The sequence below is a fragment of the Parafrankia sp. EAN1pec genome (assembly GCF_000018005.1).
GTDB classification, from domain to species: domain Bacteria; phylum Actinomycetota; class Actinomycetes; order Frankiales; family Frankiaceae; genus Parafrankia; species Parafrankia soli.
In genome coordinates, this window is sequence record NC_009921.1 from 4,170,148 (window position 1) to 4,196,033 (window position 25,886).

The following is a 25,886-nucleotide window of genomic DNA, read 5'->3' on the forward strand; positions in this document are numbered from 1 at the left end:
CGCGGGGGATTCCAACTCCTACACACCCACCAGAGGAGGTGTGGAATGTTGAGGTTCGCGGTTCGCGGGCGCGGCCAACACCGTGCCTCCCCGCGCGGTCACGGCCCGTCCAGCCGCGATGTTGCGTGCCGCGTTCACGTCCGCGTTGGCCGTGTGCCCGCAGGCGACGCACCGGAACATCGCTTGGCTCTCGCGGTTCCCGGGCGCCACATGCCCGCAGGACGAGCAACACTGACTGGTGTAGGCGGCCGGGATCTTCTCCACCCGGCCGGGTGCTTTCTGTTCCAACCGCCGGGCAAGGAGACCCCACCCGTTGGCGAGGATGCCCCGGTTCAGCCCGGCTTTCTGTCGAACATTCCGGCCCGGCTGGTCGACAGTACCTCGGGCCGACCGGGTCATGTTCTTGATACGGAGATCCTCCACCCGGATGACGTCGAACCGGCGGGCAAGATCGGTGGAGGTTTTCTCCACCCAGTCTTTCCGCCGGTCGGCCTCCCGGACTTTCACCCGGGCAATCTGGGTCTTCAGCCGGCCACGCCGGTTCGACCCGCGTGTGGCTTTCGCCAACCGGCGCTGGAGCCGGCGGAGCCGTTCCGCTTCCTTCGGTCTCAGTTTCGGGCAGGACAGCAGCTCCCCGGTGGACAGCGCCGCGGACACGGCAACACCCCGATCCACACCGACGACCTCGCCGACCTCGCCGGTTCCCGGCGCGGGGATCGGGTCAGGTGCCGCGGCGAACGCCACATGCCAGCGGCCCGCCCGATCCCGTGTCACCCGGTACGACCTGAAGTCCGGGATCGTCCGCGACACGCGGAACCTCACCCAGCCGACTTTCGGGATCCAGCATCGGGACCACTTCCGGTTCAGATTCTCGACCCGTGCGTTCTTCCCCACGATCTGGAAACCATCGGACCGGCCACGTTTCCGGAAGATCGGGCGGCGGTGCGAGCCGTTGAAGAAGTTCCGCATAGCCTGGTCGAAGTCTCGAAGCGCCTGCTGCTGAAAGGTCTGCGAACCGGCCCGCAGCCACTTGAACTCCGCCCGCGCTTCGGTCAACTGCCGGCAACGCTCCGCATGGTTCGGCGCGTTCCCCCGGCCGGGTTTCCACCACGACTGCTGTTCGACCGCGAGATTCCAGACAAAACGCGCGTGCCCGCAGTGCTCCTCCATTCCGGCCGCCTGTTCGGCTGCCGGGTCGAGCCGGTAGCGGGACATACCCTCATTCTACCGAAAGGATTCGCTCATGCGGTCCGGCAAGGGGCGCCGTTTCCTCCCCGGGCTGAAGGTCGGGGTATCCACGGCGAGATCCCGATGACCAGCCACGGACGGATCTACGAACCCGGGAACGACGAGCCGGCAGCCCCGACCGGGCACCGGATCGACGATGCCATGATCGCCCTGCTCGACGCGTCGCTCACCCCGCGACAGGTGCTCGATCCGGGCACCTGGTACTCCTACGACGTCCTGCCCTGACGCCGGCCACACACCGGTCGCGTCCACGTCCACCGCACAGGACGGGCTGGTCAGACCCGCCATCGGCATCGACTCGCGGCGGGACGGCCGGAGGTAGATCGTTACCGTGGATCGGTGATGATGCTGTCCGCCGATGACCCGCTGCCCGGCCGTCCTCGACGTGTGCTCGTCGCCGGGACGTCGGGCTCCGGTAAGACGACGCTGGCCCGTCGGATGGCAGCGGTCCTCGACATCCCGCACATCGAGCTCGACGCGCTGCACCACGGCCCGGCCTGGACGCCGCGGGAGACCTTCCTGGCGGACGTCGACACGTTCAGCGCCGGACCCCGGTGGGCGACCGAGTGGCAGTACAGCCTCGTGCGAGGTCTGCTCGCGGAGCGCGCCGAGCTGCTGGTCTGGCTGGCCCTGCCGCGCCGGACGGTCATGCGGCAGGTGGTGCGTCGGACACTGCTCCGGCGGCTGCGCAAAGAGGTGCTGTGGAACGGCAACGTCGAGCCGCCCCTGCGCACGATCTTCACCGACCGCGAGCACGTCGTACGTTGGGCCTGGTCAACCCACCACAAGAGCACCCTGCGGGTGGCGGCTCTGCGTGAGCGGCGACCCGAACTCCCGATCGTCCGTCTGGACAACCACGCCGCCGTCGAACGCTGGTGCGCGGGCCCGCTGAGAGCCGCCAGCCGGCAGTAGGTCGGCCAGCGTCGTCTCATCGGAGCCCGACGTCCCGCGGCTTGCCTCCGAGCCGGCGAATACGAACAATGTTGTAAATACAAACAATGTGGGCGGCTCGACGGTGGGGGCCTGCCGCGCGCGGGCCACGGCGTCCTGCCTGCCGGCACGGGCGTGTGTGGGGGAGTAACGGGGGGCTGGCGTGGACCAGGAACGTGATCACGCCGGCCGGGCCCGCGCTCTCACGTCCGGAGCCGGACAGTGACCCGGTGGGTGGACGAGCTTGAGGAGCGGGCCGCCGCAGCCCTGCCCCGCGATGTGTACGACTACTTCCGGCAGGGCGCCGGCACCCACCACGCGCTGCACGAGGCAACCCCGGCCTGGGATGCCCTGCGGCTGCACCCGCGGGTCCTACGCGACGTCACCAGCGTGCGCACCGCCACGACCGTTCTCGGCACCCCCGTCGACACCCCGGTCGTCGGCGACCGGCCCCATCCCGGCCCCGGATCCGACGCGCCCTGGTACGGCGGTCACCTCCTGCCGACCGCCGCACCGGGGGACGTCGCCGTCGCCACCGACCTCACCTTCGACGACATCACCTGGCTCCAGGGGATCAGCCGGCTGCCCGTCGTCGTCAAGGGAGTCCTGCGGGCCGACGACGCGCTGAGCGCCGTGCGGGCAGGGGCCCGCGCGGTCATCGTCAGCAACCACGGCGGTCGCCAGCTCGACGTCGCCGTCCCCACGGCCACCGCCCTTCCCGGCATCGCCCGCGCCCTGGTGGGCACCGGCGCCGAGACCTACGTCGACGGCGGTATCCGCAGCGGCGTCCACGTGCTGGCGGCCCTCGCCCTCGGAGCCCGCGCGGTCCTGCTCGGCCGGCCTGTCCTGTGGGCGCTGGCCACCGCCGGGGCTGACAACGTGCACCGACTGCTGAGGACCGTCACCGCCGAGTTGCAGCACGCCATGACCCTCGTCGGTGCCCGAAACCCGGACGAGATCACCCCGGACCTGGCCGGGCTGGTCGACACCGCCGGCGCTCAGCCACCGGGGTAACGGACGACTCGACGGCACGATCTACCCAGGATGTCCCGCACCCCCAGCTGGACCCCACAGCGCTGTCCACATTCCGGCTTGACCTGACTCGTCGCGGTTACGTCCACGCCGGAGATCGGGCTACCGCTGCCGTTCGACCGTGCGGGCGAGGATCCCCAGGGTGGCCCGCAGGCCGGCCTCCGGGATGACCGGGAAGACACCTTCCCGGTACTCGTCACCGATCGCGCTCCAGTCGTAGTACGACGTCACCAGCGTGCCGCCCTCGCTCGCTTCGAGGCGGTAGCCGTACCGGTGCCCGATAGGCGGCCAGTCTTTGACGGTGATCGTCCACTCGATCTCGGTGTTCGGAACGAACCCGGTGATCACGACGGTGACGTCGTACTTCCCCAGCGGGAAGTCGTTCAGGGACTCCCGGTCCATGTGGACGACGAACTCGTCGTCGATCCCGGTGACCGGATTGCCCTGCGCGGACTGGAGCATCCCGGAGCTGTCGATCGTGACGTGTCCGTGCGGATCGCACAGCACCGCGAAGATTCTCTCCGGCGATGCGGCGATCTGCCGTCGTACCTCGAATCGTTCGGTCTCCATCCCGCCAGTTTTGCAGGGGGCCAAGCGGTTCGGGCAAGGAGTGTTTTGACGGGACCCGCTCGAAACTGGCCTGCGCCCTACCCGGCACCGCCCGATCGGACCAGCCGGGTTCCCGCCCTCCGGGCCAGCCCGCACCCCGGGTGTCACGCACCGTTATCGGGGAAGGAAGGCGGTCGACAAAGGCGGGACACCGTTGCTGGATGCGGTGCCGCGACCATCAGAGAAATCTCACCGAGGCTCCGCAACTGGATGCGTATCAGGCACCGCATGAGCATTCCGGCGTCGCGCCGATCCGGGCGCCGGACCGGGGAGGTCGCCGTGAACGGGCCGCACACGCACGGAAAGCCGACCAGGAGCAGGCGTTCGACTCGACCGGGACATTCGAGCGTGCCGGGGCAGGTGAGCTGGCACCGGTCGTCGGACGGGCCCGGAGCACTGGACCGGCAAGAGCCGCTGGGCCGGCCTGAGCCGGTTTCCCGCCGGCACGCGGCTCGCTCCCGGGAGGCGTTGCTGCTCGCCAGCGCCGCGCTGACCGCCGCCGGTTTCATCGGGCTAGCCGTGGGAGGCGGTGCCAGTGCCATAGCGGGCGGTCCCCCGGCGGGCATGTCGTCCGGCGGCATGTGGTCGGGCGGTGCCGCTGGTCCGTCCGGGATGTGCCCGGGCCCGTCGCTGACACTGAGCTCGACCCGCCCGGACCCCGGCGCGGGTAACATCTTTCAACAGCTCGTCCTGACCAACACCGGCCCGGCGGCCTGCTGGCTGCAGGGATTCCCCCAGGTGTCCTTCGTCGGAGACAACGGCCAGCAGGTCGGCGCCCCGGCCGCCCACATCGGCCCGACAGGCCCGGTCGTGTTCCTGAAGCCGGGCGAATCCGCACGGGCAGTCCTGCACACCGTGCAGCCTGGCCTGCAGGTGGGCTGTGACCAGCAGGGAGAGACCGCGCCCGTACGGGCCCTGAAGGTCCACCCGCCGGGATCGATGCACTCGCTGTCGCTTGGCCCGCCGGCGGTCGCCACGGCCTGCACATCAACGGCCATCCACCAGATGGACGTCACCACGGTCATCATCGGCTGAGCGCACGGCGGGCATGTCTTTCGCCGCCCGGGAGTGGGATCGGTACCACTCCCGGGCGGCGGAACCTTTTTCAATGTCAGCGGAGTGCGTCGACGTCCCCGCGTCAACCATCGCGCATCGCTCCTTTCCGCGAGTCAACTACACGGCGTCGGCCGTGCTCCGCCACAGAGGCAAATACCGGCCCGCCCAGCGGTTCCCGGGCCTTCCGTGCCGGTGCGGGGCGCTCGGACCTGGGCTACTGCGGCTTTGCCCGTCCCCAGGCAACGCGCCGATGGTGGTGAGCAGCAGGCCGAGATGGTGGGCCTGCGCGAACGGGGCGGGCTCCTTCGCCGCCCCGGCCAGGGCGAAAGTGGCTCGACGGGTTTTTCTGGCTCTGGCGACGATCACGTGATGGGCCTGGGTCAGTGGGGCGTGTCGCTGACGTCGCTGGTGATGAGCGAATAGAGCCACACGTCGCGGCGGCTCCCGCCGATGTCCAGGTACTGCCTGAGCCGTCCCTCCCGGTGGAAGCCCGCGCTCTCGAGTACCCGGATGGACCCGTGGTTGGCTGGTTCGACGTGGCCTTCCAGCCGGACGATGGCGGCCAGGCCCAGTGCCCAACTGCTCAGGAGAGTCAGGGCGGTGCTGGCGGCCCCTGCGCGTCTCCGACTGGCGACCGTCCAGTAGCCGACTCCGACGACACCGGACTGTTGGCGGTGGAGCAACGTCATCAGGCCGATGGCCGTGTCGGTATCGGCCTCGGTTATGGCGAGGCTGAGTCCCTCTCCCGATGTGTGGCGTCCCCATTGCCGCTGGATGAAAGCGTGACCGGCCGCCGCGGTGAAACGGCTCGGCACCGTCGTACCCCGGGGGATGACCGGGTCCCGGCTTGCCTCCTCGACACAAAGAAGATCTTCAGCGTTCCACGGACGAAGTTGTATCCGCCCCTCCCGCAGCCGGGGAGGCAGCGGAATAACACCGGGTCGATAGACGGGATCCACTTACCCATTCTCGCGAGCTTGGTGGCTCGCGCCCGGCGGCCGATGGACGTCAATGCTCCCTGAAGATCAGATTCTAGGGTGTTGAGACGGCGTGTATGGTTGCCCGCCAGTCGCCGCGGATGAGCTTGATAGTGCCGTCGTCGCGGATCATCGCCTGCGCGCCGAGGAACGGGGCCCATCCGAGACGGAGCCAGTCGTCCCGGACGGTGTCGAGCGCCTCCCACAGCCGGCGGGGCCCGCCCTGGTGCACCGTCGGCGGATCGGTACCGATCGCGGTTCCCCGCGCCCATGACCCGTCAGGGTGAGCCATGAGCGCGGTGTGCCGGCCGTCGGCCTCGCGGCGATAGCGGTGCTCGATACCCGGGACGGCCAGGTGGAGCATGGTGGACAACTCCCAGGCGTCGGCGACGTGCAGCACCGGGTACCGGCCGACGCCCACCTGTTCGGCGATCCGGTCGAAGTCGACGGCCGCGACCGGAGGGTAGTCGGGGCCGCTGCGAACATCCATGAACCCGGCCCAGTCCCGCTCCACCTGCCCGAACACCCCGTCGCGGGTTCTCGTCGCGGTGAGGATGATCCACGTGCCGCGGATGGTGGTGACCAGCCGGCCGCCGGGACGCAGCGCGGCCAGCCAGCTCGGCGGGATGCTGGGAACCGAAACCATGGAGACGATCCGGTCGTAGGTGCCGGGCAGCGGGCCGGTGGCGTCCACGGTTAGCGCCGTCGGGTGCAGGTCGAGGGCGGCCAGCCGGCCGGCGGCGGCGGACACCAGATACGGATCGACGTCCAGAGTGGTGACGTGCTGGGACCCGTAGCGGCGGGCGAGCAGGGCCGCTCCGTACCCCGACCCGGTGCCGACGTCGGCGATGTCCAGGCCCCTGGACAGATGCCCGTACCGGTACATGGTCAGGGCCAGGCTCGGCGCGGTCGACGACGAGGTCGGTCGGCCCTGCGGGTGGTCGTCGTCCTCGGCGAGGTCGGCGTGCAGCGGGCCGACCCGGGTGACCAGCGACCGGTCCGCGTAGGCGCCGGCGAGCGGACCACGGCGCAGCGCCCACGACCCGTCGCTGTCGTCCCACCAGGCGGGCACGAACCGGTGTCGCGGTGTGTCGACGAGCGCCCGGTGCCAGCGGGAGCCGGGATGGGTGACCTGGTCCGCCAGGGTGCGGGCGTGGGCCCGCCAGTTGGTCATGTCCACGCGTGTGGGCTTTCTGAAGTTCGCCGTTCGTGAGTTCCGGAGAGGTTCGGAGAGATCCGGGGCCGGCGGGGGATGCGCCGCGCGGGGTTGATCCCGTGCTGGGCGTCCTGCCAGGAGCTGACCACCGGCTGTCCGATCCACGCGACGGTGTGGGTCTCCTTCATCGAACCGCACGCTCTCGCCGAATGTGCCGCGAACCGCCGTAGCCAGGGCGGCGCCGCAGAGGTCGATCTGCCGGGTGGGGCGGATGCCGTCGAGTTCGCGGACGCCCCGGTGACCCGTTGTGGTCTGCGAAGCCGTGCACGATGGCGTGGCAGGTCACGGTGCACGAACGCGACACGCGATCAGCGGTCACCGGTGGGCGTGCAGCCGGGCGCGGAAGGCGTCCCATTGCGGGCGCAGCAGCGCCAACCGCCTGTCGCGGAACTCGCCCGCGTCGAGTTCGGTGTGCAGGCGCAGTTCGCGGGAGAGCACCATCGCCTGGTTGATCAGGAACGGCACCTCGATTCCGGCTTCGCCCACCAGCGCGTCGACGGCGTCCTGGGCGCCGGGGGTGTCGGCGAGCAGGGTGTGCAGCATCGCCAGGTCGAAGCCGGGCAGGAACAGGCCGGTGAACTCGAAGTCCAGCAGCACACACCCGCCGGCCTCGGTGAGCAGCAGGTTGGCCGGTAGCGGATCGCCGTGCCCCACCTGCCCCGACGCAGGAGCCGCATCAAGGAGGGCGTGCAGGGCGGCCCGGTCGTCCGCGTCGAAGAACCCGGCGTGGTGGTAGCGCTCGACCCGGTCGGGATAGTCGAACACCGGCGCCAGCACTCCGGGCGGCGGGGTCCACCGGGCGAACGCGGTGACGGTGTCCAGCACCGCGTCCAGCGTTGCCGCGGACAGCGGCCGCTCGGGGTAGCGCTCGACGTCCACCGGATGGCCGGGAATGCGCTCGATGATCAGGACACTGTGCCCGTCGGTGTGCACCAGGTTGGGCACCCGTACCGGCGGCGGGTTCTCAGTGAATGCCTGGTAGAGCCGGATTTCGTGGATGAACCTGGCCTGCCAGAACTCCTCGTCGGTGCGTAGCACCTTGATCACCACAGGCAGGCCATGCCAGGCGCCGAGCGCGAGCAGGGACTTGTCGCTCGCATGCAGCACCTCGCCGAGCACGACGCCACCGAGATTCACTTGCGGCACCTGTCAGAAGGCGATCTTCAGTGGGCTGTCCGGCTTCAGGATCAGTTCGGACGGCTGGTGGTGCGGGGCGCCGGTGAGTCCGCGGTAAGCCGTCACGACCGGGATTGCCGTGCGGTCGCCGTCCCAGGTGTGAATCGCGGTGATCAGCCTGTCGGTGAGGTCGTGGCGGCCCGGTCCGTGTCCGGTCGCGCTGAGCACGTGCCGGCCGGGTCCCGCGTGGTTGCGGGCCAGGCTGAGGTCGGCGAGCGAGTCCTCTTCGGCGAGGGCGGGGCTGCGCTGGGCGATCGCGGGTGCGCACAGCATTGAGCCAACGGCCTCAGGGGTGGCCGCGATGCGGCAGCAGCCGGGCTCGGTGGCGGTCAGGCGCAGCCAGATCCCGTCGAACGGATCGTAGGGTCCGATCTCCACGCCGGACAGGATGAGCTGCTCCAGCAGCATCGCCACAACCTCCGGTGCGGAAGCACAGCTCAAAGCTGCCCCGTCAGGGGCGCGCTTGGTGATGACCGCCTGCTCCGCGTACGCCTCGCTGGGCGCGGCGTCGGGCACGAACAGGTGCCGGGGCACCGTGCGCATCGCGTCCTCGACGACACTGGTGAGGACCGCTCCCGAGGCGGCGAGGCGGCGAGGCGGTCGACCATGGCCGCGCGCAGCTCGTCGGGGGTGGCGTCGGGGGTCGAGGTCGCGGCGTTCAACGATGATCCTTCCGGACGGTCGGCTATACGGACGCGGTGGGGGTGAAGGTCAGGACGAGGCGGTTGTGCCGCTTGTTCAGGACCGCTCCGGCCGGCAGGTCGCCGTCGGGGGTGTGCGCGGGAAGGACGTGCAGCACCGGAGCCGGGCTGCCCGCGTCCACCCACGCGCGCATGTGTTCGACCATCCGCCCGGCCGCCGCGGCGGCCTTGGACCCGTGGGCGTAGGCACCGAGATCGAACCGCCGGCCGGTCCAGCGCAGAGCCGACCGGTAGGCGAGCGTGCCGTCGCGCAGGGTCGCCGGGGTGCCGTGCTGCCAGGAGGGCGCGACCGTGCCGGCCTCGATCGCCGTCTCCTCCGCCAGCAGCACCACGAACTGGCCCGCCTCGTGGGTGAGGCGGGTCGCCAGCCACAGGTTCAGGTCGATCAGGTCGGTACGGGGCGGCAGGCTCACCCCGGCCCAGGCCTCCTCCCGAGGCTGCGCCAGAAGTCCCTCGAGAACGGCGGGATCGACCTGCTGGCCCTCGTCCATCCGCAGGCGGACACCATCAGCGATGTCGACGTACCGCACCTTGTGGGCCCCGTCGCCCTGCATGAAGACGAACCCGCACTGGCGGTCGCTCTCACTGACCAGGCGGTCCCCGCGGCGGCGCAGTGCCCACGACTTGGTGATCCCGAACGTGCGCAGCGGCACCACCAGCACACCGCCGTCACGGAGCTGCTCACACCACGCCGGCGGGATGTCCCACGCCCCGACGGTGACAATGATCAGGTCGTAGCGGTGGCCCGAGGTGATCGGATGCTCGGCGTCCGCGCACACCACGGTGAGGTCGGTGTAGCCCGCCGCCGCCAGGCAGGCGACCGCCCGGCCGGTCACCTCGGGGTCGATATCGACGGTTGTGACCGACCCTGACGGGCCGACGAGCTCCCGCAACAGCGACGCGTTGTAGCCACCGCTACCGATCTCCAGCGCGTGACAGCCCGCCAGCCCACCGAGCGCGTCCGCGGCCTGACCGAGCATCTCCGCGATCAGGAACGGCGCCGACACCGAACTGATCACTTCCGTACCGCGCCGCTTCTTGAGAACCGCTTCGTTCTCGTACGCCTGCTCCGGTGGAAGGCCCGGCGTGTACAGCTCGCGGGGGACGGTCCGCATCGCCGCCTCCACCTCGGGCCGCAGCGCAAGGCCTTTCGCCGCATGATCGGCGGCCAGCCGGTCGACCATCGCGTGCCGGAGACTCTCGCTCTCGCTGCTCGTGGTGCCGACGCTCATCGCGGTGTCCTCTCCCGACGCGTGCGGGCCGCCGCGGTTCGGGTGGCCCCGGTGAATTCCAGCAAGCCGGGAATCAGCTACCGGTTCTGCCTCGTACTCGCAGGCTTTCACCGCGGCCACGAAACTCGCCCACGCCCTCGGGGTCACCTCGACCGGCACCCGGCCGAGCGACGACCGGATGAGCACCAGATCCGGGCCCCGGGTGACCTCGACCGCGTCCACCGCCGTCGGATGAGGTGTCGACGGCTGCTGCCACGGCAAGACCGCATCAGGGTCGGTCGGGGGAGGCGCATGCGGGTCCTTCCTGGTGAGGTCGCCTGCCCCAGCGGATCGGTATCAGCACCAGGGCAGACGACCAGGGGAGCCGCCCGACCCGCCCGCGCCCCCCTGAGACGTGCGCGTGGGCGGATGGGGCGGGGGGGCCGTATGAAGGGCCGTCGGGGAGGACCGACAGGGCCGTTTCAGCTCCCCGGGATCCGTTTGGGAAGACCGGGACGGGACGGAACAGACGTCCAGCGGGTGATGTCCGGATCGAACTCGGCGTAGGTGTCAGCGGCATCCAACGGGGTGAAACCGATGACAGTCTCGACCGGGTCACCGTCGACGTCGAGCACGACCACCGCCCATGTCCGCTCACCGGCCCCAGCGCCGCCGCCCGACCGGACGACACGACCACGCCCCCGGCACACCAGGCCACGACCCGGCCAGGTCGCGTGCGGCGCCCGGACCGGCAGGGGCGGGGAGGGAGCCGCGTCGCCGGCCGGTCCGGGCTCCCTCCCCTCGGCCGCGCCGACCCACCCAGGTACGTCGTCGGACCCAGGTGGGGCTGCGCGGCCGATGTCGGCGGACGTCCGGCCGACGGACCTGCCCGGCGCCTCCGTGGACGAGTACACGACGCGCTCCTCTGCTGGTCCGGGGAAGTGGCCGGCGTGGTTCCCGCCGAACACGTCCCATGACACACTGCGTAAGAGGTATGGCACAGAATGCAATGCAGGTGCTTGCCTGCAATGCAGATACACACAGCCACCCGGCCGGTTGGAAGGGAGCCACCGTGCACACTGGACCGGGCCCTGAACCGCGACCCGCTCTTGACCAGCTCATCGCGCACATCGCCGCACTCAAACAGCGGCGAAACGCGAGCTGGTCGGCCTTGGAACAGCAGACCGGTATCACCAGCCAGGCCCTCTCCGCCGCAGCCCAGGGTCACCAGCCCGGCGGCCGGGAGTGGCGAATCCCCTCCGACTCCGTGATCATCGCCCTGGACCGCGGCCTTCGCGCCGATGGGAGCCTGTTCGAGCGCTGGGTACAGGTCAAACGCGAAGACGAGGAAATCCGCCTGGGACGCATCGCGGCGAAAGCGTTTCCCGCAATGGATGGACTACCCCCACCGCCAGGGCAGACAGTGGACAGGGCAGGGGAGGCGAGAACGACGGACAGAAGACTTTTCGGTGTCGGAGGCCTCAGCGTGGCGGCGGTGCTGGCATTCGCTGGCGACGTGGACGACCAGCTCCAGTCACACCGACCCAAGATCACGGACGTGGCGGACGCGGAGACCGCGCTCGCCAATCTCGAACGAGACCGCGACGCCGCGGACCCGGCGGATCTGTTCCCGCCCGCCTACGAAGCCTGGACGGCGGTTGAGGGGATCCTGCCGAGGCGAGTCCATCCCGCGTACGTCCCGAAATTGACCCTGCTGGCAGGGACTCTCGCGGCCGGCCTGTCGACGGTCGCCTCGTTCGCCGGGCACGAGCGGTTCGGCCGGGTCTTCGCCGGCATCGCCGAAGTACACGCCAACGCCGCCGGAGAACCAGCACTTCGGGCCCGCGTCGCCGGAATCCAGTCATGGCAGGCGCTCGACGCGGGTCTCGCGCTCGACGCCGCCGACATCGCCGCGCGGGGACGCCAGCACGCGGATCCGGCAGACCGGGCTCGCCTCGCCGCCTACGAGGCGGAGGCCGCCGCCGCAGGCCTGTACAGCCGCGCCGACGAGGCAGTCGCGGCGATGCGAACCAGCATGCGCGCCGCCGCTACCGGCCGGCCCGCGATCGCCTGGGGCGACGCCAACGAACAGCTCTTCACCGCGCTCACCGCGGCACAGACACCCGGCCGCGCCACAGTGGCGATCACCCTCGGCACCAGAGCCGCCGAATCGTTCGACCGTCCGTGCCAGGGCATGGCTCTCGCTCATCTGGCTGTCGCCACTGGGTACGTCCGTAAGGATCGTCCGGCCCCGGACGTGGCCGCCGCCTCAGCCGTCGCCGCACTCGACATCGTCGAACACGCCCCGAACGCAGAGGTCCATGACCGTGCTCGCCGGCTCGCCACCGAGCTGTCCGCGTGGAGCTCCGAGTCACTGGTGCAGGAACTCGACCAGCGGACCGCCGCCCTCTGAGCAGCCGCCCCGGGTCCCTTGGCCTGGCCTGCCTGCACTCGAATTCGGGCGGCCCGTCGAGCCTGCGTTATCGACCTTGTATTGGATCGATGGACGAGGTCGAGGAGAGCGTCCTGCGCCGGCGTGGTCGCGTGCTCGTCAGGTCGGGCAGTCTGCACCGAACCTGGGGCGGTTCAACTTCCCGCTTTCTTGCCAACGTTGGCGTTGATCGCCTTGCCCGTGACAAAGATGCCGGCGAGCGCGACGGTCGGCGTGCCAATGATCCATTTGACCTGCTGTGGCTCGTTGGCGTCGATGGCATGCCACGACAGTAAGATCATCCCGGTGACGACTGCGCCTCCCAGAACGAGGCCGGCGAACCTCAGAGCCCAGTTCGCCCAGGCGAGACGGCGCTCATGGCGCGCGAGGGCGGCGTCCTCTGCAAGGTAATGAGCATGGGTTGCCGGCGCGACAGCCTCGTATTTCGCCGCCCGATCGAGCGGGCTGAGGTCCGCCCAGTCTGAGGCGGTGGGCCACTCTCGGGTGGTGGTAGGTCCGTCGCCTGGTGTGGTCACCGCGGGTCCTCGGGCTGATTGGTGGATGGGGGCTGGCGGTGTTCGTCCGACGGAGGGCCGGCCCGGGCAAGCCGGCGGTCAAGGCGCTCTTCGAGCCGGGCCCAGCGTGCGTTGCTCGCCGCTTCCAGTTCTCGTCTGTCCGGCGGTCTCGGTGGTCGCAATGATTGGAACGCCGCGTGGGTGATATTCGCTAAGAAACCTCTCCGCCTCTTTATGGCAGGCGCGCGTAGAAGCGCCGAGAATACGACCTCATTTGGATCGATCTCGTGGTCTGCGTCGTCACCCGGGAAAGGGGGACTCCAAGAGTATCCTGGCGTGCGCGGCGATGCCGAGTGCGAATGCCTTGTGACTGATGGTGATACTGTCTCGCTATCTCGCCAATCCCCCATCATTCGTGCTGCATGAAGGAGGCGTGCGCGCGCCGTATTCTCGGTGAGATCGAATAGATCAATCCCTACTTCCCGGTCCACTATTGTCGGACGCAGAAAGCCCTCGACGTAAATCGGCAAAATCTTGTGTCGGATTTGATCGATCGTTAGAGCGGGCTGCGACTCCGACTCGCCATGTATAGCGTCAAGATAAGTGCTGGAAATTACGACGATAACGCTTCTTGCGCGAATGGCGCCTTCCCTTATTGCATCGACCGAGTGAGCTCCGGGTGCCACGTTCCAGACCTGTACCGTTACTCGGTAGCCAGAGGCGTCAAGCAGCCAAGCGACCCACTCCGCCCACGCTTCGTCTGGGGCGGTGTAGGAGATGTAGTAATCCACTTCGAACGCGACGCTCTGATCTCCGGCCATCACGACCTATTCTCCGCTGCGGCCACGGGCGAGCCCGACCACAGTACCGTCGTGGTTCGCGGTGACCGCACGCCGGCCGTCAACCCAGACCGCGTCCGCTCGACGCACACTGCCGCCTCGTCGAGGTATGCCTGCGTGAGCGCGCCACGCCACGCGGGTAGTCAGCGCAGCTCGGGACGACCTTCTTGCCCATCGCCGTGGCGATGCCGACTTCCGTCCCCACCGGCCGCTGCCGGGTACCTCTCGCCGGCGGGCACCTGCGATCATGTCCGGCCGTGGCCGGCATCCCGCCGACCCCGTGGAAGGAGCTCCATGGACAACGACGAATCCGGTGCCGTCGTCGCGTCGTCGCGTCGTTCACCCGTCACCTCGGACACGGCTCGCCGGTTCGCTGACGGCACGCTGGGCGCCTCGATCATCTTCAGTCAGGTCCTCGCTGACTCTGCTGACGCCTGACCAGACCTCGCCGGCGGGGCGAGCCCACGCCGGCAGGCCGCCCCGGGAGACCCGTCCGTGGCGCGGCGCCGTGCCGGGAACCCTCCGCGGCACCAGCGTCATCGGGCCTTTCCTGACTGGTGATCCCGGGCAGGCGACGGCATCGAGACGGGTCGGAGGAGGCGACGAGGGGGCGTGTTCACCGCGCAGGGAGGGCCGGCCAGGGGCGCACGAGTCCGCCGTGCGGGCACTGCCACCAGGGGGTCGCTTCGTGCGCCACCGGCCGCATCGGATGGGGATGCCCCGGGCAGGGCGGGACGGGCGCGGAGACGCCGTTGTCGGCCAGGACTGTGTGCAGCCAGTCCGCGAGGTCGACCGCGAGCTCGGCGGCGTCACCGCCGGGCTGGAAGAACCTGGCGGCTGTGCCGGCTGGTCCCTGGGCCGACACCGGCCAGTGGCTGATCCAGCCGACCACGTCCGGCCCGTCCACGGGTGTTCCCGCCCATTCACCGACCTGGGCCCCGGTGATCTTGTTGCTGGTCACCCACGCCTGTGCGCGGGCCAGCTCGGAGTTCTCGGGATCGGCGACGGTGACGGAGAGTCGCCGCGAGTACGGAAGCAGTTCGGTCAACGTCGCCGCGACCATGTTCTCGAGGTTTCCACGGCCGGCCAGCAGATGCTCGCTGGGGACGGGCGGTGGTTCGTCGGCGCTTGTCGTCAGCTCCTCGTCCTCGTGGACGTCACGCACGGTCACCCACGCCACGGACAGAGGGAACACATCCCGATGTCGTTCCACCACCGGAATCTATGAGCATTCCAGGCCACGCTGGATGGCCAGCTGCAAGACGATCCGCCGCGCAGCGGGACGGCCCGCGACTTCGAGGACTCGACCGCCTCGTCCGCGACGCCCTGGCCGACATCCGCCTCGACCTCGACCAGGTCGCCGCGCTGACCTGGGACGGACGGGACGAACAGGACAGGTCACTGGTAGGATAATTCACCCAACACTGCCTACAGATCCGTGCTCGCACGGTCGCTATGCGTGACGATGCGGTTCGTGATCGCGTACGTGGACGAGAGCTACCAGGACGGCATGTACATCCTCGCCGCCGTCCTCGCCCACCCTGACGCCGCCACCGCGCGCCACACCATCCTCGACACCCGGCTCCGCCGCCAGGCCATCATCCACTTCGTCAAGGAAAGCCCCAAGCGGCGCATCCAGCACGCCGAGACCATCGCCCGCCTCGACCTGCCCGCGGTCGCCGCCGTCCGCACCTCAGGCGAACGGCCCGAACGCGCCCGCGGCCGCTGCCTGCACACCCTCGCCTGGGCACTGACCGGCCGGGCCAGCCACATCGTCATCGAAGACCGCCAGCGCACCCTGAACCGGCACGACCGCAGCGTCCTCACCGGCCCCCGCCATCAACCGGCGCCCGCCCCGACGTTCGTCGCGAAACCCGACGAACCGCTGCTGTGAGCTGCCGACATCGTCGCCGGCGCGCTCTTCCGTGACCTCGCCCGCCACGACCCCCCTACCGGACCGCCTTCGGCCAGGTAGAACTCCACACCGCCTGAGCACCACCTGAACGCCGCCTGGGCCCGGATGCGCGAATGCCCCGCACTCACCGTCCGGAGAGCCGGGGCATCACTTCCACCGGGGCGTGTATCCCGAGGCCCAACCAGCGTCATCCACCCCACCGGCGCCGTCAAGACGACCCGCCGCCGCAGCGACGGCACGACAGCCCTGAGGGGAGGGCCGTCGCGAACCGTCCATCGGTTCGGTTACCGGTCGAGTCCGGCGGAGGCCTCGCGAGCCTGGCCGGCCCGAAATGGGTTCGCTGAGGCAGCGTCCGAGTGGTTGGCTCACGCTGTGCGCGTCCTCGTCACCGGCGACCAGAGCCCTGTGGGCATGGCGGTCACGGCCACCTTGACCACGGCTGGGCATCAGATCGTCGGGTTCGACCTCGTCGGCGGTCACGACGTCCGCGACACCGCCGCTGTCGAACGCGCCTGCGCAGGCTGCGACGCGGTGGTGCACCTGGCCGCCGTCGACGAACCCGTCACCGACCCGGACCTGGCACGGTTCGGACCCGCCACCACCGGATCAGACAGGATGATCTTCGAGACCAACGTGCTCGGCACCGGCAACGTTCTGCGGGCAGCCGAACGCCACGGCCTGTCCCGGGTGATCCTGATGAGCAGCGTGCACGTGCTGGGATGCTTCGGCGGCCGCGGCGAACCCGCCTACCTTCCCCTCGACGACCAGCACCCCGCGGCCCCCGTGGGGCCGTACGCCCTGTCGAAGTGGCTCGCCGAGCAGATGTGCGCGGCCACCACCACCGCGACCGGCATCGCCACGGTCTGCCTGCGCCCGCCGGGGGTGTTCACCGCGGCGACCTACGCCGGGATCCGGCGGGCCCGACGGGACAACCCCTCCTTCGAATGGTCCCCGATCTGGGAGTGCGGCGCCTTCCTCGACGTGCGCGACCTCGCCACCGCGGTCGAGCGTGCGCTGACCGTCCCGCTGGCTGGCCATCACCGGCTCCTGCTGTGCGCCGCCGACATCTCCTCGGCCGAACACGGCTCCCGCGAGCTGGTCGGACGGCTTCTTCCCGACGTGCCGTGGCGGGGCGGGGCCGAGTACGACGACGAACCGTTCCGGTCGCTGATCGACACCGCCGGCGCCCGTTCCCTACTGGGCTGGACGCCACACCACTGCTGGCGGCCGGCGTCGTCCGCGCACGAGTAACACCTCGCCCCCCGGCAGACCGGGCGTGCCTCCGAGGGGGAGCCCTCAAGAATCGCGCAGGGCCGGTCGAACAGGCCGTCGGCGCACCCGAACCCGCCTCGGTAACCTGGGCCGGCCAGCGGTTGGCGCCAGCTCGTCGTCGGCAGCAGGGCGGTGGACGGCCGCCTCCTGGCAGTCCCACGAGCAGTACCCGGCCGCCCCGACGATCGGCACCAGGATCTCCTCGACGCACCAGCGGCACACGATCAGCATCGGCTCATCATCGCCGAGTGAAGATGTTTTCCCTGGTTAGAGACCACAACCAGCCCTGGCTGTGGGGCGGGTTCTCTTGGCCGGAACTCTCGGCAGTCCGCGACCTCGGAGAGGTCGTCGATCAGTCGCGGCGAACGCTGCCGGCTGCCCGGCTGACCTTCGGTGGCGTGCCTTCTGCCGTGGCTGTTCGGGTCGGCGGGCAGCGTGGAAACCCCGTAGACGGCGGCCATCCGCCCGATCTCGTCCGGCGCGAAGTCGGCGGTGAGGTGGGTCAGGGCCAGATAGCTGCCGGACGAAGCTCGTCCAGATACCGGCGGACGAGGCGGTAGGGGTCGGCGGAGTCCGGAAGGAAATGGACGACGGAGATCAGGCTGAGTGCGACCGGTCGGGTCAGGTCCAGGGTGTCGCGTAGCTCGGACGAGTTGAGGATCCGTTCGGGCTCTGCCAGGTCGGCGTCGAGATAGGCGAGGCGGCCTTCGGCGGTGCCGGTGAGGAGCACGCGGGCGTGGGCGAGCACGATCGGTACTAACCCCGGACTGCAGATGCTTCGGTCTCGATCCTGATCACCGCGGTCACGCTCGGCGAACTCTCGATCGCCCGCACGCGACCGACTACCCGGCGAGGCGTTCGGGCCGAGTCGCCGTTCTCCCGCACGCCGAGGCCACCTTTGAACCGCTTCCATACGGCGTCCGGGCGCGGCGTGGATATGCGGCCAGCTCTGCGCGACGGTCCGGGCAACTGGCCGTGGCGGCGTGGGCCTCCCCGGTCGGCCGAACGACCTCTGAATCCGACCCTTACCGGCCTGTGCTCACGCGGCCCGGGCCGGTATGAGTTTCGGATCGGTCAGCCGGACCGGCGGCGAGTGCGGCTTTGGCGACGGGGGCGAACAGCCGGAGCGTGTCGGCGAAGTAGCGGGTGGAGGGTACACCGAGCAGGCGTAGGGCGGCGCGGTGGTTGATCGCGACCACCGCCGCGGACACAGCGAGGAGGGCCCACCACGCGGCGGCGAGCAGGGCGCGCGTCGGCACGGGCAGGCCGGCGAGGTCCAGGCGCAGGCGGCGGATGTGGAAGGGAACGTGCTCCTGCTCGTCGGTGAGGATGCGCGCCACGACCTCGCGGGTCAGCCGGTCGCCGACGCCGTCACGGACCACCTGGAAGTAGCGCAGCGTGCACACCTCGGCGACGGTCAGGACCAGCACCTCGCGCGGCAGGCGGGCCCGCCAGCGCAGCAAGCGGAAGACGGTGTCACTCCAGTGCGCCGCGATCGTCGGCCGCCCGGCGGCGGCGAGCAGCCGGGCTAGCAGCCGCGAGTGGTCCTGCTCCTCGGCGATGAACAGCCGCGCGGCTTCGAGGTAGCCGGAGTGGCCCGCCCGCGCGGCGGCCCGCATCATCCCCGCGCCGTCACTGGCTTCGCCGACCTGGATCCTGGCGAGGCTGGTGGCCAGCGCCCTGGGGATCTCAGCGCCCGCGCTCCAGTCCGGGTCGGGCCGACACCTGTTCGCCTCGAATCTGTGTCGCCATGACTCAAAGGCTTCTGGCGCATCACCGAGCATGAGCCATAGTTGCACGGCATTGGGGGAAACGTCCAGATTGTTAAGCTTTGCGATGGTTGGTCAATGCGGCTGAATCGAGTCTGCGTGCCTACTCGAACCCCGGTGCCGAGCGGCCGTGCGCCAGGAAGATCGGGTCGTTACAAGTCGGGTTGTACACTCCCGCTTCTTGCAGGTCCGGGTGTATCGCGCGGTGTGACACCGGGCTCCTTCTTGTGGTTCATGGACTTCAAGCACCCACGAACGTAGCGGGAAGGAGCCCATCAAGATCACCCAGGTTGCGGAACTCGCAGGTGACCGGCCATCTCAGCGTCCCTTCAGAAGATCCGCACCCAAATCATAGTTCCCACATTCTGCCGTGATCTCGGCCGTCGCCTGCGCCGCGGCGAAGAAGTCGTCGGCCAGCGGCGAGGTGCGCGATGCCGCCATCGCGAGGCACACCTGGTCGGGCGCGAGGTCCGGGATGGGTACGTAGCTGATGTCCGGACGCGAGTAGAACACTGTCTCCGAACGCCCCACGAACGAGATGCCCCGGCCGGCCGCGACGTGCTCGAGCTTCTCCTCCACGCCGCGTACCCGGAGCCCGGAGTCGGGGTGCGGGCGCCTGGTGGGCTGCGTGCTCGGGTCGGCATGCCAGACCAGCGGCTCACCGGCCAGGTCGGCCTCGGTGACCTCCTCCTTGCCGGCCAACCGGTGGCCTGCGGGCAGCACCACCATGAGCGGCTCGGTGTACAGCGGGGTCACGCGCAGGCCGGTCTCGTCGATGGGCAGCCGCACATAGCCGACGTCGATGCGGCCGTCGAGCAGCATCGAGGCCTGGTCGTCCCATTCGATCCGCTGCACGTCCACGACCACGTCCGGATGTCGGGCCTCGAACGCCCGGGCCGCTGGGATGACCGGGATGCCGGTCCGGAAGCCGACCGCCAGCCGCCGGCTGCCGCGGGCGGCCCCGGTCACCCGGCGGCGGACCGCGTCCGCGGAGGCGAGCAGCGGACCGGCGTCGGCCAGCAGTTGTCGGCCGGCGTCGGTCAACACCACGCCGTGGCGATCCCTGGTGAACAGTGAGGCGCCGAGATCCTGTTCCAGCGCGCGGATCTGCCGACTGAGCACCGGCTGCGCGATATGCAGCTCTTCAGCGGCGCGGCCGAAGTGCAGCCTGTCGGCGACGGCGAGGAAGTAGCGCAGTTTGCGCAGGTCCAGATCCATGGAACCTCCCGGTCCGGTGATACCTCCAGGGTATCACCACAGCTGAAAGAAGTCTTGGACACCCACTCAGGTCAATGGCAACCTTAATAGGTACCTAATGGAGCCAAAGCGAATTCAGCGTAAGAATTTGACATCGGGACTTGATGGCAGGGCCCAGAACCAGATGAACACTTCACGAATTGAGCCAGGCCCATCGCGTCATTCGACGGCATCGACGACAACCATTAACAATGGCGGGGTGGGCATGGTGTCCTGTCCAGCTCCAGAAAGCAGGCACACCAATGACCACCATCAGCATCATCGGCTCGGGCAACATGGCCACCGCCATCGGCACCCGGGCGGCGAAGCACGGCCACACCATCGAGCTCATGAGCCGCAACACCGCCAAGGCTCAGGCACTTGCCGACCAGATCGGCAACGGAGCCACCGTCGGCACGTTCGGGGCAAGGCCGGCGGGTGACATCGTCATCGTCGCCGTCCTGTACACCGGCGCGGTTGAAGTGGTCGCGCACTACGGCGATGCGCTGTCCGGCAAGATCCTCGTCGACATCACCAACCCGTTCAACGCCGACGTCACCGGACTCGTGACTACCGCGGGCGACTCGGTGTCCCAGCAGATTGCCGCCGCCGCCCCCGAGGGCACACACGTCGTGAAGGCATTCAATTCGATCTTCCGCGGCGTCCTTGCTGAAGACAAGCCCTTGGACGTGTTTTTCGCCGGCGACAGCACCGAGGCGAAGGCACGCGTCGCGGCGTTTCTGGAGAGCTTGGACATGCGGCCCCTCGACGCAGGAGGGCTCGAAATGGCTTACGTCCTTGAATGGGCCGGCATCCTCCTGGTGGGCCTGGCACGCAACGGCGCCGGCTTCGAGATCGCCTTGGGCGCCGAAGTCCTCTGAAAATTCGGTGTACATAACATCGACATGGCAATCAGATGGAGTGGTCGTGGGAAAGCTTGATGGCAAGGTTGCGGTGATCACAGGCGCGACAAGTGGTATGGCGCTGGCTGGTGCCAAGTTGTTCGTTGATGAAGGAGCTCATGTCTTCATTTCGGGCCGGCGGAAGGACGCGCTGGACGAAGCCGTCAAGCTGATCGGCCGGAACGTGACCGGCGTGCAGGCCGATTCGGCCGACCTCGACGATCTGGACCGTTTGTTCGAGACGGTCAAGCAGGAAAATGGCACGGTCGACGTGTTGTGGGCAAGTGCCGGGATGGGCGAGCAGGGCAGGCTCGGCGAGATGACGGAGGAGCACTTCGATGCCACGTTCTCGGTGAACGCACGCGGCACGCTGTTCACGGTTCAGAAGGCGCTGCCGCTGTTCAACGATGGAGGCTCGATCTTCATGACCGGGTCGAACGCTTCGCTCCGGGGCTACCCCGGTTGGAGTGTGTATGCAGCGAGCAAGGCCGTGCTGCCCGCCTACGCGCGGGTGTGGGTATCCGAGTTGAGGGACAGGAAGATCCGGGTGAACGTGCTGACCCCCGGCCAGGTCGCCACGCCGATTCTGGAGAAGGTGATGGACACGGAGATGAAGGCGCAGTTCGAGTCCGTGATCCCGCGGCGAGAGATGGGCCGCCCTGAGGAGATCGCGTCGGTCGCGTTGTTCCTCGCCTCGGACGACTCGAGCTACGTCAATGGCATGGAGCTGGTTGTCGACGGCGGCACCACAGTGATCTGAGCGCGGCGCCGGTGGTCGTCAGCGTCGCGCCGCGCGCAGGCCGAACGTCGGCACGGCGGTCTGGCGCGGCGCGGCGACGCGCCGGCGGGTACCCGAGCTGGAGCAGGTAGGTGTCGGGCGCCCAGCCGGGCGCGGAGGTCGGGGCCGACTTCGCGTCGCTGTGGTCCTTGCAGTACGACATGGCGTGTCGAAGACCGTGAAGAGATTGCCGTTGACGGTGCAGGATCTGACCACCCAGGCGTCCAACGAGTTCATCACCTCCTACCTGCAGGCGCAGCCCAGGCTCGCAGCGATCCAGGTCGGCATCGCCAAGGCCGCCTCCGGCGGCGCGCATGTCGTCAAGGCGTTCAACACCCTGTACTCCAATGTTCTGGCCGCCGGCCCAGCCGATGGCCGCCGATTGGACGTGTTCATCGCCGGCGACGACGCGCAGGCAAAGACACGCGTGTCAGCGTTCATCGAGAGCCTGGGACTGCGCCCGATGGACACCGGGCAGCTGCCAATGGCGCGGACACTGGAGAACGCCGGCCTGTTGATGCTGGGCCTCGTCGCCCACTCCGTCAAGCACACCAACTTCTCCCTCGGCGTCAGCATTCTCAGCTGAGCGCACCCACACCACCACTTCTCGCGCCACATCATTCACAAGGAGCAGTAGCGTGCGCGTTTTCGTCACTGGCGGGACCGGCCATTCCGGTTTGTACATCATCCCCGAGCTCATCGCCGCCGGGCACGAGGTCACCGGCCTGGCCCGGTCGGACACGGCTGCGGCGGCGGTGTCCGCGCTCGGCGCGAAGGTGCGGCGCGGCGACCTCGAGGATCTCGACGGGCTCAAGGAGGCGGCCGCGGATTCCGACGGCGTCATCCACGTCGCGCACAGGCAAGACCTGCTTCCGTCCGGCGGGATCGACGCCGTGGCCGCCGCGGAGCTCCCGATCACGCTCGCGTACGGCGAGGCACTCGCGGAAACCGGAAAGCCGCTGGTCGCGGCGGGGAGCATTGGCTCGCCCGGGAACCTGGGCCGGCCGGCCACCGAGGAGGACCCGGCCCTTCCCGGCGGCGATGAGTACAAGGGTACCCTGCGGGTTCGTAACGTCGTGGAAACCGCCGTAGTCGGCCTCGCCGAGCGGGGAGTGCGGTCTTCGGTCGTGCGGATTGCCAACATCGCGCACAGCACGACCGATCGTGCCGGCTTCCTCGTGCAGCTGATCGCGCTCGCGAAGGAGAAGGGCTTCGTCGGCTACCCCGGAGACGGCGCGAACCTGTGGAACGCCGTGCACGTCCGCGATGTCGCCTCCTTGTTCCGCTTGGCGCTGGAGAAGGGGCCGGCTGGCAAATATTGGCACGCGGTTGGGGACGGGGCCATCCCGTTCCGCGAGATCGCCGAGGCCATTGGCAGCCGTCTGGGCCTGCCCGCCGTGAGCGTTCCCGCGGACGTAATGATGGTGCCGGGATACTTTGGGTTCCTCGCGAACATAGTCACGCAGAACTACCCGGCGTCCAACCTCATCACCCGCCGGACCCTCGGCTGGGAACCCGCTCAGCCCGGCCTGCTCGCCGATTTGGACAACGGCCATTACTTCTCCGCCAGCTGACGGCAGGCACCCGAATCGCAACGAGTCCGGCAAATGACAAGGATACGGCTCTTCTGGAGGGACGCTGAGAATATGACGACTGTGGGATTCGTCGGAAGCGGATACATTGGCAGTACCATCGCGCGGCTCGCCATCGAGGCCGGGCACCAGGTCGTGCTCAGCAACTCGCGCGGTCCCGAAACGCTCGCGGACACGGCCGCAGAACTGGGGCCGCGGGCGTCCGCGGCGACGAGCGGGGAGGCCGCGGCGGCCGGTGACATCGTCGTGGTCACGGTGCCGGTCAAGGCGTTCCCCAACTTGCCCGCCGTGCCACTGGCCGGGAAGACGGTCATCGACACGTGCAACTACGGCCCCGAGCGTGACGGGCACATCCCCGAGCTCGACGGCAAGTCGCTCACCTCGAGCGAACTGCTGCTGCGGTACATCCCGGACGCCATGGTCGTGAAAGCGTTCAACAACATCTTCTTCAAGCACCTGCTGTCACTCGCCCGCCCGGCGGGGGCGGCCGACCGCTCGTACCTGCCGATCGCCGGGGACTCCGCGCCGGCAAAGGCGGCGGTGACCGAATTCATCGAATCCATCGGGTACAGCGTCGTGGACGCGGGACCGCTGGCCGATAGCTGGCGGCAGGCGACGGGCACGCCGGTGTGGGGGACCCCATACGGGCCGTTCTCGAACGAGAAGGGCCAGTCGGTCGACGAGGACGCCATCCACGCGGCACTGGCCACCGCAACGCGGTAACCGCGAGTTGGCGCGGGCCGCGGTGTGGTCCGGCCGTGTTATGGCCCCGTCCGGCAGTCTGTTGCCCAATTCGGCTATGCGGCGAGGCTGAAGTCGAGTCTTGCGAGGTGGCTGGCCCGAGGCCGGTCGAGTGGCGTGCCGGTCCACCACGCGTCCAACCGGATCAGGTTGAGGGCGGTGGCGGCGAGGACGTGGGCAAGTCGGGTCTTGGGTAGTCCGGTGTAGCGGCAGCGGCGGATCCCGGTGACGGCAACTGATTGATGGATGGTGCTCTCGACGCCGGCGCGGGTTGCGTAGCGCTGTTTCCACTCGTCGGTGTTCTGTTTGGCGCGGGCCTGCTCGACCGCTTCGTGGATGTCGCGGGGACGTAGCATCAACTGGCGGCCGTTCCGGGTGGCTCGTGTGCATTGTGAACGGACGGGACATGGCTGGCAGGCTGTGACGGGGAAACGAACCACGATCGATTCCCGGCCGCGTTCGTTGCAGGACGACCAGATCGTGCTGGTCACGCCTTGCGGGCAGGTGACCCGCTGGTTGTCCCAGTCGATGGCGAACGCGGCGCGTTCGAAGCCACCACGGGCCTGAACCTGGTGGGAGTTGTCGGCCGGCAGCGGACCGAGCAACGTGATACTGAAATCGCGCTGGGAGTCGATGAGGAGCTCGGCGCTGGTGTAGCCGGCGTCGACCAGGTGCTCCGCCGGAAGTAACGATCTGCGGTCGAGATCCTTGTGGATCCGTTCGAGCATCTCCACGTCGGTGACGGTCGCGTCGGTGGTGGTCACATTCGTGACCAGGTGTGGCGCGCCGGTCGTGCTCACGTCGTCGCAGGTCTCCGTGAGATGGACTTTGTAGCCCTCCCAGCCGGAACCGCGTTTGGTCGCGTACCGGGCGTCGGTGTCGTACGGCGAGCAGATCCGGTCTCTGCTGGGCGGGAGGTCTTTTTCCTCCCGCCACGCCACCTCCTGCCCGTCATGGGTGATCGTGCGGTGGTACTGCCTGAGCCACACCGCACGCAGGGTGACCACGGCGGGGATCTCACGTAGCCAGATCGGTGCGCCGACGGTGTGTACGGCTTCCAGAAGACCGAACCCGTCGACTCCAACCTGAATGGCCATCGCTTTACGCTTGTCGTCGCCCTTCGGAATCCGGTAGGAATCCATACGGGCGCCGTACCGTGTCACCCATTCGGTGTTGATCTGGGCCCTCAGCCAGTCCGGTGCGGCCACGGCCAACGCCTCCAAGGCCGCTCGCAGTGTCTCGGCGAGGAACTCCAGCCGATTGGCCGAGCGTACCGCCGCCAGCACATGCGTAGAGTCGGTGCGTTGCCGGCCGCCAGCCTTGACGAGTCCTAACTCGGACAGCCGGGCCAGCAGCAGGTCCAGTACCTTCTCCTCCAGACCATGGTCGATAAGCCGCTGCCGGAACCCGGTCAACACAGTGTGATCAAACCCTGCGTCGGTCAGCTCCAGACCGAGGGCGTATTTCCAGTCGATCCGGGCCCGTACCGCGTCGGCCGCCTGCCGGTCGGTGAGGTTCTCCGCGAACTGCAACACCGTGACCAGCGCCAACTGCCCCGGTGAGATGCCTGGTCTACCGCGCACGCCGAACGCTGCGAGGAACTGCTCATCAGCAAACAACTCGGGCAGCTCATCGCGAACACGGATTGCCAGTGTGCCTTTCGGGAACGCCGCACAGGCCACCGCCGCGGTCTGTTCAGGAACCTGCGGCCACGGACGTGGCTGCATCGACATCGACCGA

The 25,886-nt window shown here is 68.9% G+C and carries 27 protein-coding genes and 1 pseudogene; 14 read left to right on the forward strand and 14 right to left on the reverse strand.

From position 1 onward, the window contains the following. Positions 1 to 18: 18 nt before the first annotated feature. Positions 19 to 1,215 (reverse strand): RNA-guided endonuclease TnpB family protein, encoded by a 1,197-nt coding sequence (locus tag FRANEAN1_RS16975; protein ID WP_020461048.1) that lies wholly within the window; start codon positions 1,213 to 1,215, stop codon positions 19 to 21. A 96-nt stretch (positions 1,216 to 1,311) separates the two neighbouring features. Here FRANEAN1_RS16975 and FRANEAN1_RS41175 point away from each other — a divergent pair, with 96 nt between their 5' ends. The 3 genes from FRANEAN1_RS41175 to FRANEAN1_RS16985 all read left to right on the forward strand — a co-directional run bounded on the left by FRANEAN1_RS41175 (position 1,312) and on the right by FRANEAN1_RS16985 (position 3,192). Further along, the gene (locus FRANEAN1_RS41175) at positions 1,312 to 1,473 is read left to right on the forward strand and encodes a hypothetical protein (RefSeq protein WP_347177173.1); all 162 of its coding nucleotides are present in this window, start codon (positions 1,312 to 1,314) and stop codon (positions 1,471 to 1,473) included. 117 nt (positions 1,474 to 1,590) lie between these two features. Further along, positions 1,591 to 2,160: an ATPase AAA gene (locus FRANEAN1_RS16980; protein ID WP_020461049.1), complete on the forward strand. Its 570-nt coding sequence runs from the start codon at positions 1,591 to 1,593 to the stop codon at positions 2,158 to 2,160. 252 nt (positions 2,161 to 2,412) lie between these two features. Then, positions 2,413 to 3,192 (forward strand): alpha-hydroxy acid oxidase, encoded by a 780-nt coding sequence (locus FRANEAN1_RS16985; RefSeq protein ID WP_347177174.1) that lies wholly within the window; start codon positions 2,413 to 2,415, stop codon positions 3,190 to 3,192. A gap of 120 nt (positions 3,193 to 3,312) precedes the next feature. On the opposite strand, the gene FRANEAN1_RS16990 is transcribed toward FRANEAN1_RS16985, so the two are convergent. Continuing rightward, positions 3,313 to 3,780, reverse strand: coding sequence for an SRPBCC family protein (locus tag FRANEAN1_RS16990; RefSeq protein ID WP_041254292.1), 468 nt, complete (start codon positions 3,778 to 3,780; stop codon positions 3,313 to 3,315). 387 nt (positions 3,781 to 4,167) lie between these two features. Between FRANEAN1_RS16990 and FRANEAN1_RS16995 the strand changes: the two genes are divergently transcribed. Beyond that, entirely contained in the window at positions 4,168 to 4,854 is a 687-nt protein-coding gene (locus tag FRANEAN1_RS16995; protein ID WP_157472675.1) for a DUF4232 domain-containing protein, read from the forward strand. Between the two features lie 401 nt (positions 4,855 to 5,255). Here the strand turns inward: FRANEAN1_RS16995 and FRANEAN1_RS17000 are convergent, their stop codons facing one another. From FRANEAN1_RS17000 to FRANEAN1_RS17025, 6 genes are all read right to left on the reverse strand, one after another. Next, positions 5,256 to 5,834, reverse strand: a complete 579-nt coding sequence (locus FRANEAN1_RS17000; protein WP_347177175.1) for a GNAT family protein — start codon at positions 5,832 to 5,834, stop codon at positions 5,256 to 5,258. A 73-nt stretch (positions 5,835 to 5,907) separates the two neighbouring features. Continuing rightward, on the reverse strand, positions 5,908 to 7,026 hold the full coding sequence (locus FRANEAN1_RS17005) for a methyltransferase domain-containing protein (protein ID WP_020461054.1): 1,119 nt from the start codon (positions 7,024 to 7,026) through the stop codon (positions 5,908 to 5,910). Positions 7,027 to 7,383: 357 nt separating this feature from the next. Further along, on the reverse strand, positions 7,384 to 8,214 hold the full coding sequence (locus FRANEAN1_RS17010; RefSeq protein WP_041254293.1) for a phosphotransferase: 831 nt from the start codon (positions 8,212 to 8,214) through the stop codon (positions 7,384 to 7,386). A gap of 3 nt (positions 8,215 to 8,217) precedes the next feature. After that, a complete protein-coding gene (locus FRANEAN1_RS17015) occupies positions 8,218 to 8,787 on the reverse strand; it encodes a hypothetical protein (protein WP_020461056.1) in 570 nt (189 codons plus the stop codon). 142 nt (positions 8,788 to 8,929) lie between these two features. Then, positions 8,930 to 10,177, reverse strand: a complete 1,248-nt coding sequence (gene fxlM, locus FRANEAN1_RS17020; RefSeq protein ID WP_020461057.1) for a methyltransferase, FxLD system — start codon at positions 10,175 to 10,177, stop codon at positions 8,930 to 8,932. Positions 10,178 to 10,638: 461 nt separating this feature from the next. Next, positions 10,639 to 11,070, reverse strand: a complete 432-nt coding sequence (locus FRANEAN1_RS17025; protein WP_041254294.1) for a hypothetical protein — start codon at positions 11,068 to 11,070, stop codon at positions 10,639 to 10,641. A gap of 158 nt (positions 11,071 to 11,228) precedes the next feature. Between FRANEAN1_RS17025 and FRANEAN1_RS17030 the strand changes: the two genes are divergently transcribed. After that, a complete protein-coding gene (locus FRANEAN1_RS17030) occupies positions 11,229 to 12,569 on the forward strand; it encodes a hypothetical protein (RefSeq protein ID WP_020461059.1) in 1,341 nt (446 codons plus the stop codon). Between the two features lie 173 nt (positions 12,570 to 12,742). Here the strand turns inward: FRANEAN1_RS17030 and FRANEAN1_RS17035 are convergent, their stop codons facing one another. Further along, positions 12,743 to 13,123 (reverse strand): hypothetical protein, encoded by a 381-nt coding sequence (locus FRANEAN1_RS17035; RefSeq protein WP_020461060.1) that lies wholly within the window; start codon positions 13,121 to 13,123, stop codon positions 12,743 to 12,745. A 1,112-nt stretch (positions 13,124 to 14,235) separates the two neighbouring features. On the opposite strand from FRANEAN1_RS17035, the gene FRANEAN1_RS41180 reads away from it, so the two are divergent. Beyond that, positions 14,236 to 14,379, forward strand: coding sequence for a hypothetical protein (locus FRANEAN1_RS41180; protein WP_157472676.1), 144 nt, complete (start codon positions 14,236 to 14,238; stop codon positions 14,377 to 14,379). 178 nt (positions 14,380 to 14,557) lie between these two features. Here FRANEAN1_RS41180 and FRANEAN1_RS17040 read toward each other — a convergent pair whose 3' ends face one another. After that, a complete protein-coding gene (locus tag FRANEAN1_RS17040) occupies positions 14,558 to 15,136 on the reverse strand; it encodes a hypothetical protein (RefSeq protein ID WP_347177176.1) in 579 nt (192 codons plus the stop codon). Positions 15,137 to 15,165: 29 nt separating this feature from the next. On the opposite strand from FRANEAN1_RS17040, the gene FRANEAN1_RS41185 reads away from it, so the two are divergent. The 3 genes from FRANEAN1_RS41185 (at position 15,166) to FRANEAN1_RS17050 (ending at position 17,107) form a co-directional block, all read left to right on the forward strand. Further along, positions 15,166 to 15,354: a hypothetical protein gene (locus FRANEAN1_RS41185; protein WP_157472677.1), complete on the forward strand. Its 189-nt coding sequence runs from the start codon at positions 15,166 to 15,168 to the stop codon at positions 15,352 to 15,354. A 61-nt stretch (positions 15,355 to 15,415) separates the two neighbouring features. Beyond that, on the forward strand, positions 15,416 to 15,835 hold the full coding sequence (locus FRANEAN1_RS17045) for a hypothetical protein (protein ID WP_157472678.1): 420 nt from the start codon (positions 15,416 to 15,418) through the stop codon (positions 15,833 to 15,835). 393 nt (positions 15,836 to 16,228) lie between these two features. After that, positions 16,229 to 17,107, forward strand: a complete 879-nt coding sequence (locus FRANEAN1_RS17050; protein WP_020461065.1) for an NAD(P)-dependent oxidoreductase — start codon at positions 16,229 to 16,231, stop codon at positions 17,105 to 17,107. A gap of 523 nt (positions 17,108 to 17,630) precedes the next feature. Here FRANEAN1_RS17050 and FRANEAN1_RS43560 read toward each other — a convergent pair. The 3 genes from FRANEAN1_RS43560 to FRANEAN1_RS17065 all read right to left on the reverse strand — a co-directional run bounded on the left by FRANEAN1_RS43560 (position 17,631) and on the right by FRANEAN1_RS17065 (position 20,115). Continuing rightward, positions 17,631 to 17,876 (reverse strand): SAM-dependent methyltransferase, encoded by a 246-nt coding sequence (locus tag FRANEAN1_RS43560; RefSeq protein ID WP_020461066.1) that lies wholly within the window; start codon positions 17,874 to 17,876, stop codon positions 17,631 to 17,633. A gap of 277 nt (positions 17,877 to 18,153) precedes the next feature. Next, on the reverse strand, positions 18,154 to 18,912 hold the full coding sequence (locus FRANEAN1_RS17060; RefSeq protein WP_020461067.1) for a hypothetical protein: 759 nt from the start codon (positions 18,910 to 18,912) through the stop codon (positions 18,154 to 18,156). 303 nt (positions 18,913 to 19,215) lie between these two features. After that, on the reverse strand, positions 19,216 to 20,115 hold the full coding sequence (locus FRANEAN1_RS17065) for a LysR substrate-binding domain-containing protein (RefSeq protein ID WP_020461068.1): 900 nt from the start codon (positions 20,113 to 20,115) through the stop codon (positions 19,216 to 19,218). Positions 20,116 to 20,396: 281 nt separating this feature from the next. Here FRANEAN1_RS17065 and FRANEAN1_RS17070 point away from each other — a divergent pair, with 281 nt between their 5' ends. From FRANEAN1_RS17070 to FRANEAN1_RS17090, 5 genes and pseudogenes are all read left to right on the forward strand, one after another. Then, positions 20,397 to 21,014: an NAD(P)-binding domain-containing protein gene (locus tag FRANEAN1_RS17070; protein ID WP_041254298.1), complete on the forward strand. Its 618-nt coding sequence runs from the start codon at positions 20,397 to 20,399 to the stop codon at positions 21,012 to 21,014. Positions 21,015 to 21,060: 46 nt separating this feature from the next. Beyond that, a complete protein-coding gene (locus tag FRANEAN1_RS17075) occupies positions 21,061 to 21,795 on the forward strand; it encodes an SDR family oxidoreductase (protein WP_020461070.1) in 735 nt (244 codons plus the stop codon). A gap of 304 nt (positions 21,796 to 22,099) precedes the next feature. Beyond that, positions 22,100 to 22,399, forward strand: a pseudogene (locus FRANEAN1_RS17080) (dinucleotide-binding-like protein); the annotation flags it as partial. Between the two features lie 52 nt (positions 22,400 to 22,451). Further along, positions 22,452 to 23,387 (forward strand): SDR family oxidoreductase, encoded by a 936-nt coding sequence (locus FRANEAN1_RS17085; RefSeq protein WP_020461072.1) that lies wholly within the window; start codon positions 22,452 to 22,454, stop codon positions 23,385 to 23,387. A gap of 81 nt (positions 23,388 to 23,468) precedes the next feature. Next, positions 23,469 to 24,128, forward strand: coding sequence for an NAD(P)-binding domain-containing protein (locus FRANEAN1_RS17090; protein ID WP_041256049.1), 660 nt, complete (start codon positions 23,469 to 23,471; stop codon positions 24,126 to 24,128). 74 nt (positions 24,129 to 24,202) lie between these two features. Here the strand turns inward: FRANEAN1_RS17090 and FRANEAN1_RS17095 are convergent, their stop codons facing one another. Then, positions 24,203 to 25,879: an IS1182 family transposase gene (locus FRANEAN1_RS17095; protein ID WP_020461074.1), complete on the reverse strand. Its 1,677-nt coding sequence runs from the start codon at positions 25,877 to 25,879 to the stop codon at positions 24,203 to 24,205. Positions 25,880 to 25,886 lie beyond the last annotated feature (7 nt).

Bases quoted from the DNA above. Each gene is read 5' to 3' on its own strand.
- FRANEAN1_RS41175 (WP_347177173.1), top strand. From the start codon at position 1,312: ATGACCAGCCACGGACGGATCTACGAACCCGGGAACGACGAGCCGGCA.
- FRANEAN1_RS41185 (WP_157472677.1), top strand. From the start codon at position 15,166: ATGAGCATTCCAGGCCACGCTGGATGGCCAGCTGCAAGACGATCCGCC.
- FRANEAN1_RS17060 (WP_020461067.1), bottom strand. From the start codon at position 18,912: ATGCTCGGTGATGCGCCAGAAGCCTTTGAGTCATGGCGACACAGATTC.
- FRANEAN1_RS17005 (WP_020461054.1), bottom strand. From the start codon at position 7,026: ATGACCAACTGGCGGGCCCACGCCCGCACCCTGGCGGACCAGGTCACC.
- FRANEAN1_RS16990 (WP_041254292.1), bottom strand. From the start codon at position 3,780: ATGGAGACCGAACGATTCGAGGTACGACGGCAGATCGCCGCATCGCCG.
- FRANEAN1_RS16975 (WP_020461048.1), bottom strand. From the start codon at position 1,215: ATGTCCCGCTACCGGCTCGACCCGGCAGCCGAACAGGCGGCCGGAATG.
- FRANEAN1_RS17070 (WP_041254298.1), top strand. From the start codon at position 20,397: ATGACCACCATCAGCATCATCGGCTCGGGCAACATGGCCACCGCCATC.
- FRANEAN1_RS16980 (WP_020461049.1), top strand. From the start codon at position 1,591: ATGATGCTGTCCGCCGATGACCCGCTGCCCGGCCGTCCTCGACGTGTG.
- FRANEAN1_RS17065 (WP_020461068.1), bottom strand. From the start codon at position 20,115: ATGGATCTGGACCTGCGCAAACTGCGCTACTTCCTCGCCGTCGCCGAC.
- fxlM (WP_020461057.1), bottom strand. From the start codon at position 10,177: ATGAGCGTCGGCACCACGAGCAGCGAGAGCGAGAGTCTCCGGCACGCG.
- FRANEAN1_RS17015 (WP_020461056.1), bottom strand. From the start codon at position 8,787: ATGCGCACGGTGCCCCGGCACCTGTTCGTGCCCGACGCCGCGCCCAGC.
- FRANEAN1_RS41180 (WP_157472676.1), top strand. From the start codon at position 14,236: ATGGACAACGACGAATCCGGTGCCGTCGTCGCGTCGTCGCGTCGTTCA.
- FRANEAN1_RS17095 (WP_020461074.1), bottom strand. From the start codon at position 25,879: ATGTCGATGCAGCCACGTCCGTGGCCGCAGGTTCCTGAACAGACCGCG.